Origin of the sequence: Pseudomonas defluvii (genome assembly GCF_001695625.1) — a bacterium.
Classification (GTDB): Bacteria; Pseudomonadota; Gammaproteobacteria; order Pseudomonadales; family Pseudomonadaceae; genus Aquipseudomonas; species Aquipseudomonas defluvii.
Genome location: NZ_MBPN01000190.1, coordinates 1 through 5010, shown reverse-complemented (window position 1 = coordinate 5010; position 5010 = coordinate 1). Strand labels below are relative to the sequence as shown.

6 protein-coding genes and 1 pseudogene are annotated in these 5010 nt (G+C 65.2%); 3 read left to right on the top strand and 4 right to left on the bottom strand.

All coding sequences use genetic code 11. The features are described 5' to 3' along the window. Positions 1–419 precede the first annotated feature (419 nt). From EKA13_RS25935 to EKA13_RS25925, 3 genes are read left to right on the top strand one after another with little or no spacing between them, the layout of a single operon-like run. Positions 420–737, top strand: a complete 318-nt coding sequence (locus tag EKA13_RS25935; RefSeq protein WP_003158655.1) for a type II toxin-antitoxin system PrlF family antitoxin — start codon at positions 420–422, stop codon at positions 735–737. Beyond that, positions 737–1195: a type II toxin-antitoxin system YhaV family toxin gene (locus EKA13_RS25930; RefSeq protein ID WP_003158654.1), complete on the top strand. Its 459-nt coding sequence runs from the start codon at positions 737–739 to the stop codon at positions 1193–1195. Before EKA13_RS25935 ends, EKA13_RS25930 begins: the two co-directional genes overlap by 1 nt. A 27-nt stretch (positions 1196–1222) precedes the next feature. Next, the gene (locus EKA13_RS25925; RefSeq protein ID WP_003158653.1) at positions 1223–1585 is read left to right on the top strand and encodes a DUF3742 family protein; all 363 of its coding nucleotides are present in this window, start codon (positions 1223–1225) and stop codon (positions 1583–1585) included. Positions 1586–1591: 6 nt separating this feature from the next. Here EKA13_RS25925 and EKA13_RS25920 read toward each other — a convergent pair whose 3' ends face one another. The 4 genes and pseudogenes from EKA13_RS25920 to EKA13_RS25905 all read right to left on the bottom strand — a co-directional run. Next, positions 1592–3115 (bottom strand): conjugal transfer protein TraG N-terminal domain-containing protein, encoded by a 1524-nt coding sequence (locus EKA13_RS25920; RefSeq protein ID WP_003158652.1) that lies wholly within the window; start codon positions 3113–3115, stop codon positions 1592–1594. Positions 3116–3130: 15 nt separating this feature from the next. Then, positions 3131–3490: a hypothetical protein gene (locus tag EKA13_RS25915; protein WP_003158651.1), complete on the bottom strand. Its 360-nt coding sequence runs from the start codon at positions 3488–3490 to the stop codon at positions 3131–3133. Next, positions 3487–4881 carry an integrating conjugative element protein gene (locus EKA13_RS25910; RefSeq protein WP_003158650.1) on the bottom strand — a complete coding sequence of 465 codons (1395 nt, stop codon included), beginning with the start codon at positions 4879–4881 and terminating at the stop codon, positions 3487–3489. Before EKA13_RS25910 ends, EKA13_RS25915 begins: the two co-directional genes overlap by 4 nt. 10 nt (positions 4882–4891) lie before the next feature. Further along, a pseudogene (locus tag EKA13_RS25905) lies at positions 4892–5010 on the bottom strand (TIGR03756 family integrating conjugative element protein); the annotation flags it as partial.

Here is a 5010-nt window from a genome sequence, read left to right as displayed (position 1 = left end):
GGATGCGGCCGACTCGGGCCGCAGCAGCCCTTTCGGAAGATCAGTGGCTGGCGTTGGCGACGGAGCGGCAGCGACCGAGGCCCGTTTTCGCTGGAACAGGGAGAGCATGAGGGTGTCCTGATGGCGGGCCGACCGGGAGGCCTTTTTGCTTTTTCGAGGTAGGGCCTTTCCCCTTGCACTCCATTCCCTTCCCCTTTCGGCCTTTTGGCCCTTAACAGCCTTTGGGTATAGGGCGCCAGGCGTTGATCGTCCACCACCAATGCGGGTTGCAGCGGGGCCGGATTGATGCGGGAAGGCGGGCTGTTCCCAGCCTACGATGGGCCGATTCTTGGACTCGGGAGGACGCCATGAGGCCCCACCGCATTGACGATGTAAGGAAGTTTCCTTACAATGCAGGCATTGCCTCCAGGAGAACCGCCATGCCTGCCATTCATGAAGTTGCCACGCTGACCTCCAAAGGCCAGATCACGCTACCCAAGTCAATCCGGCAGGCGCTTGGCGCCGATACCGGCAGCAAGCTCGCGTTCGAGCTGCGTGGCAGTGAAGTCGTCGTGACCCGTGCTGATGCCGAGCACGAAGACCCCGCCATTGCCGCGTTCCTGACCCTTCTGGCCCGCGATATTGAGGCTGGCCGGAACATTCGCGGGTTGCCGAAGGATCTGGCTCGCACGATGCTAGAGCATGCGGGCCACAAGGTGAGCCTGGCCGACGATTTCGATGAGGACGTGGAAATTTGATGCAACAGCATGGCTGGACGCTGCTGTTCCACGACAACTTGATCGAGCAGATGATGAAACTGCGCGCAGCTGTGCTGCGTGCGCAAGAGAGCGACCCGGAGCGCTTCGGGTCCAACGCCAACGTCAAGTTCTTCCGGGCCTTGGTCCAGTTGATGCAAGATGTGGTGCCGGGCGATCCAGCCCGCGACGAATATCGTCAGGGCAACACCATGGGGCCGGCTTATCGCCATTGGCGGCGGGCCAAACTTGGAAGACGGTACCGGCTGTTCTTCCGGTACGACTCGAAGGCGAAGGTCATCGTATATGCCTGGGTCAACGACGAGCAGACCTTGCGGTCATCGGGCAGCAAGTCAGATCCATACGCAGTGTTCGAGAAGATGCTCGGGCGGGGAAATCCGCCAGACGACTGGAACGCATTGGTACAGGTAAGCAGGCAGGATTGGAGCAAACTGGAGTAGGCATTCCTCACGTAGCAGGAGACGACCATGAACACGACGACCCGAATCAGCACCTCGGAGCGCCTCGGCCGCACCGTCGGTCGTGGATGGCGCACTTATGTGCGTGGCGAGCGACGGTTGTCGAACTGGCTCGCCTCCAAGGGGGTGCCGGTCGTTGGTGCCGCTATGGGATTGTGGGTGGTCAAGCTGGTCGCACTTGGTGTGCTGCTGTACACCGCGTCTTGGCTGGCGCTGCTGCTGGTGGCCGCGGTGGTGGCTGCATGGGTGGCGCGCAATGCGGGCCTGGACGACGACCCGACCGAGCCGGAATGGCGCAACGGGCCTGCTGGATTCGGTCTGTACACCTACGATGGTTTCCGAATCGATCCGCACATCGAGGACGACGAGTAGCGCTGCTCACTTTTTTGAGATGGCATTGATCGCAATGCCTCCGCCCTTGCCTCCGGCAGCCTTGGCGTCCCCCGTTGCCCCGGCGAGGCCTTGCAGGACATTCCCGGCGCGAACACCCGCCCAAGCCAAGGCCATGATCCAGAACGTGGGCAGCACGATGAACATCGTGCCCATGACGAACATCAGAAGCATGTCGCCGAAGGCATTGTTCAGCCCCACCAACGGGTCGAAGTTGGTGTGCGGCCGGTTCCAGCCGAACCCCCAGCCATAGAGCGCATCCAAGATCGTTGAATCGACCCAGCGTGCGAGCTGGAACCAGAAATCCACGAAGAACAGCGCGAACTGCACGACGCTCACGGTGACGACCGTCTTCAGGTCATAGGTGCCCACGACCAGCACCAGCGGGATGCAGATCACGAGCGCCATCTTGAGCAGCGCGAGCACCATGGGCAGCGCCTGGCGCACCACGTCCATCGCCGGGAACGCGGCGACCGCCCCCACGGCCATCCCGACGTCGCCAGCCGCGCGCGTCACGATGTTCGGCAAGGTCTTGTCGATCTGGCCGCCGTAGTCGGTATAGACCGAACCCTGGTTGAGCTTCTGCTGCCGTGGCGAGGCAATCGCGCGGATCACGGAATCGTCCACCTCGGCACGGCTCAGGAATCCGGCCCAGCCCGCCAGGCGATTCAACAGGCTCGGGTCCACCTGCCCCAGCAGCCGCGCACGCAGGCCGTTGCTGCCGTCGGCCCACCACTGCCTGCAGTTCGGGTAGCCGCCACCGCTGGCCACTTGCGCAAGCCCCGCATCGCGGGTGCTGTCGTAGGGCCAGTCGTCGCGCGGCGTGCTGGAGCGGTAGGTGTCGTAGTAGCCGCTCGTGTCCGTGAAGAAGTGCGAACCGATCCAGGTCACGTCGTGCATCTGCGTCTCATCGAGGTTCGGGCGCTGCATGAACAGCTTGGCGCGCGCCGGCCCGTAGCAGTCGCGCGAGAAATCCGCCACCTCCTGAGCCAGCACCGGATCGTCGATGCGCGTGGCGTCGATCTCCATGCGCATCTGCCGCAGATCGGTGCCGCACGGGATTGCGGCCACCGAGGCCCCCGTGACGGCGCGCGAGAGCGCGTGCATGAAACCCCACCAGACCGGCACCTTGGCACTCTGGTTGTTGATGGTGCTGAAGGACTGCGACCAGCCGGTATCCGTGGGCTGCGGCACGCTGACCTGGCACTGGGCCGAGCGCGAGCTGTCGTACTGGATGGTGTTGAGATCCACGTCGATGAACGGGATGCCCGCAAACATCACCACCACGATGGCGACGAACACCCGGTTCTCGATGCGCGCAGCCGAGAGCACACCCTTGTTGCCTTCGTCGGCTCCCTCCGAGCGGGCCTTCAACCATTCCTGCACGATGATCGCAACGAACGGCAGCGCGAAGACACCGCTGGAGACCAGCACCGCCCAGATGCCGTTATGGACGATCCAGGACACGAGGGTCAGGTAGTACTCCAGGTAGTCGGTCGTGAAAAGCGTCATGGCCCGAATCTCCCTTCAGCCCTGCATCAGCAGGCTGGCTTCCAGCACCACGATGGCGAAGACGCCGGCGATCTCGCTGCGCACCAGGCGGCGCCGTGCCTGCCCATCTGTCCCGTTTTGTTCCTCGCGTGCCAGCAGCCGGCGGCGCATCCAGACCCAGCCATAGGCCGTCGCCCCATACAGGCACAACCGCCACACCAGGAAGTAGCCCGCGGCAGCCACCAGCCACTGCTCCCATCCAGCAACGCTGCCGACGAGGTAGATACCGACGATGTTGGCGCCCACGGCCGCGGCGACGAGCATCACCGCCCACAGCAGTGCCTGCCCCACGCGCCGGCTGAACAGCCAGCGCGGGCGCCACGAGGTCGTGCTCATGGCCGGCTCCCTGGGTTGCCCTTCTGCAACTGGTCGAGGCGGTCGGGCACCGGGTCGCCTTCGTAGATGCCGCGCGAGCCGGCCGCGCGCGTGCCGTGGCGCTGGATGATGGCCATCGGCGAGTTGTTGGCCAGCTCGCGGCGCAGTTCCAGTTCGGTCTTAAGGTTGCGGATCTCCTGGTCGAGCGTGTCGCTTTCGTGGTTCACCGCCGCGACCGCCAGCTGGTTCGCCGCCACGTTGGGTTCCTTCTTGCCGGTCAGCAGCGTGCGCTGGAGCAGCAACGCTTTCTCCAACACCGACGACAGCGCGACCTCCGATGCCAGGCGCCGCGCCAGCAGCTCCTTGTCCGGCTCGTCACGCAGCGCCTCGATCACGCCCCGCGTAATGGGCAGCGAGGTGCTGCCGGCCGCACGCAAGTGCTCGAACGTCGTGTTGCGCGTCCCCGAGACCAGTTCCTGCAGGGCTTCCAGTTTCTCCTCGTACTCCTCCTGGATCAGCGGCGTCAGTCCGACGCCGGGCACCGTCTCGGTCTTGGTGCAGGCATCGCAGGTGCGCTGCACCTGTTCCCCAAGCACCCGTGTCGCCCATTCGGTGGCCTGCTGCGGCGACGTCCAGGTCTGGCAGGACAGGCTTGCGCAACTGGTGGGCGCGATGGAGGACGTGTCAGTCACGCCGCGGCCGTTGACGAGGTTGTAACCCGCGCGGGTCACGTCGCCGACCACCCGGACGGCGGGCTGGCCCGCGCCACCGGCATTGCTGCCGCCGACCCAGGGCACGCCATCGTTGCCACGGCGCGTTTCGGCCTGCTCGATCGCCGACACGGCATCCGTGCTCGACACCGCATCGCGCAACGCCATGCCTTCGGCCATCTGACTCCAGCCCAACTGGCCGCCCGCCGTGTCGGCCATCCTCTCGGCCATGGCGCGGCACGTCAGCTTCGAGCGGTCGAAATCCAGCCGCGCCTGCAGCACGCCGTTGGTCAGCAGGTTGTACAGACCGGGATCGGCGCGCTGGATGATCAGCGCAGGCAGGGATGCCACGGCGCTCGTGGCGCTCTGGATCACGTTGCTCATGATCTGCTGGAAGCCGTTCGTGATGCCGTTGAGCTGGTTGCGCAGCGTGGTCTGGATGCTCATGTCGCCGCAGATGAGATTGCTGTTCCAGCCCACGCCGACCCCGATCGAGCGCATGCCGGCGGCGCGGCCCATGGATACCGCGCTGCCGCCGCCGATCGAGTACATGACTTCATCGCCGATGACGGGGCCGCTGGTCTGGAAGCCAGCCTGCGCCCACGCGAGGCCGCAGCCCAGGGCGAGCGCGCCGGCCAGCACTGTGGGGCGCAGCAGGCGGCATGCCTTGGTGGAGAGGTTCATCAGTTCAGGACGCTTCATCGCCGTACCCTCATTGGAAATCGACGCTGCCGAGGAACACCTGGCCCCGGCGTTCGCAGCACGAATAAGGCCGCCACAGCGCCCAGGCGTAGTCGCCTTGCTGGGCCTGGGTCAGGAAGCCGCTGCGCG

What these genes read in the sequence shown, in the direction of transcription:
- EKA13_RS25935 (WP_003158655.1), top strand. Translation starts at nt 420, where the DNA reads ATGCCTGCCATTCATGAAGTTGCCACGCTGACCTCCAAAGGCCAGATC.
- EKA13_RS25930 (WP_003158654.1), top strand. Translation starts at nt 737, where the DNA reads ATGCAACAGCATGGCTGGACGCTGCTGTTCCACGACAACTTGATCGAG.
- EKA13_RS25925 (WP_003158653.1), top strand. Translation starts at nt 1,223, where the DNA reads ATGAACACGACGACCCGAATCAGCACCTCGGAGCGCCTCGGCCGCACC.
- EKA13_RS25920 (WP_003158652.1), bottom strand. Translation starts at nt 3,115, where the DNA reads ATGACGCTTTTCACGACCGACTACCTGGAGTACTACCTGACCCTCGTG.
- EKA13_RS25915 (WP_003158651.1), bottom strand. Translation starts at nt 3,490, where the DNA reads ATGAGCACGACCTCGTGGCGCCCGCGCTGGCTGTTCAGCCGGCGCGTG.
- EKA13_RS25910 (WP_003158650.1), bottom strand. Translation starts at nt 4,881, where the DNA reads ATGAAGCGTCCTGAACTGATGAACCTCTCCACCAAGGCATGCCGCCTG.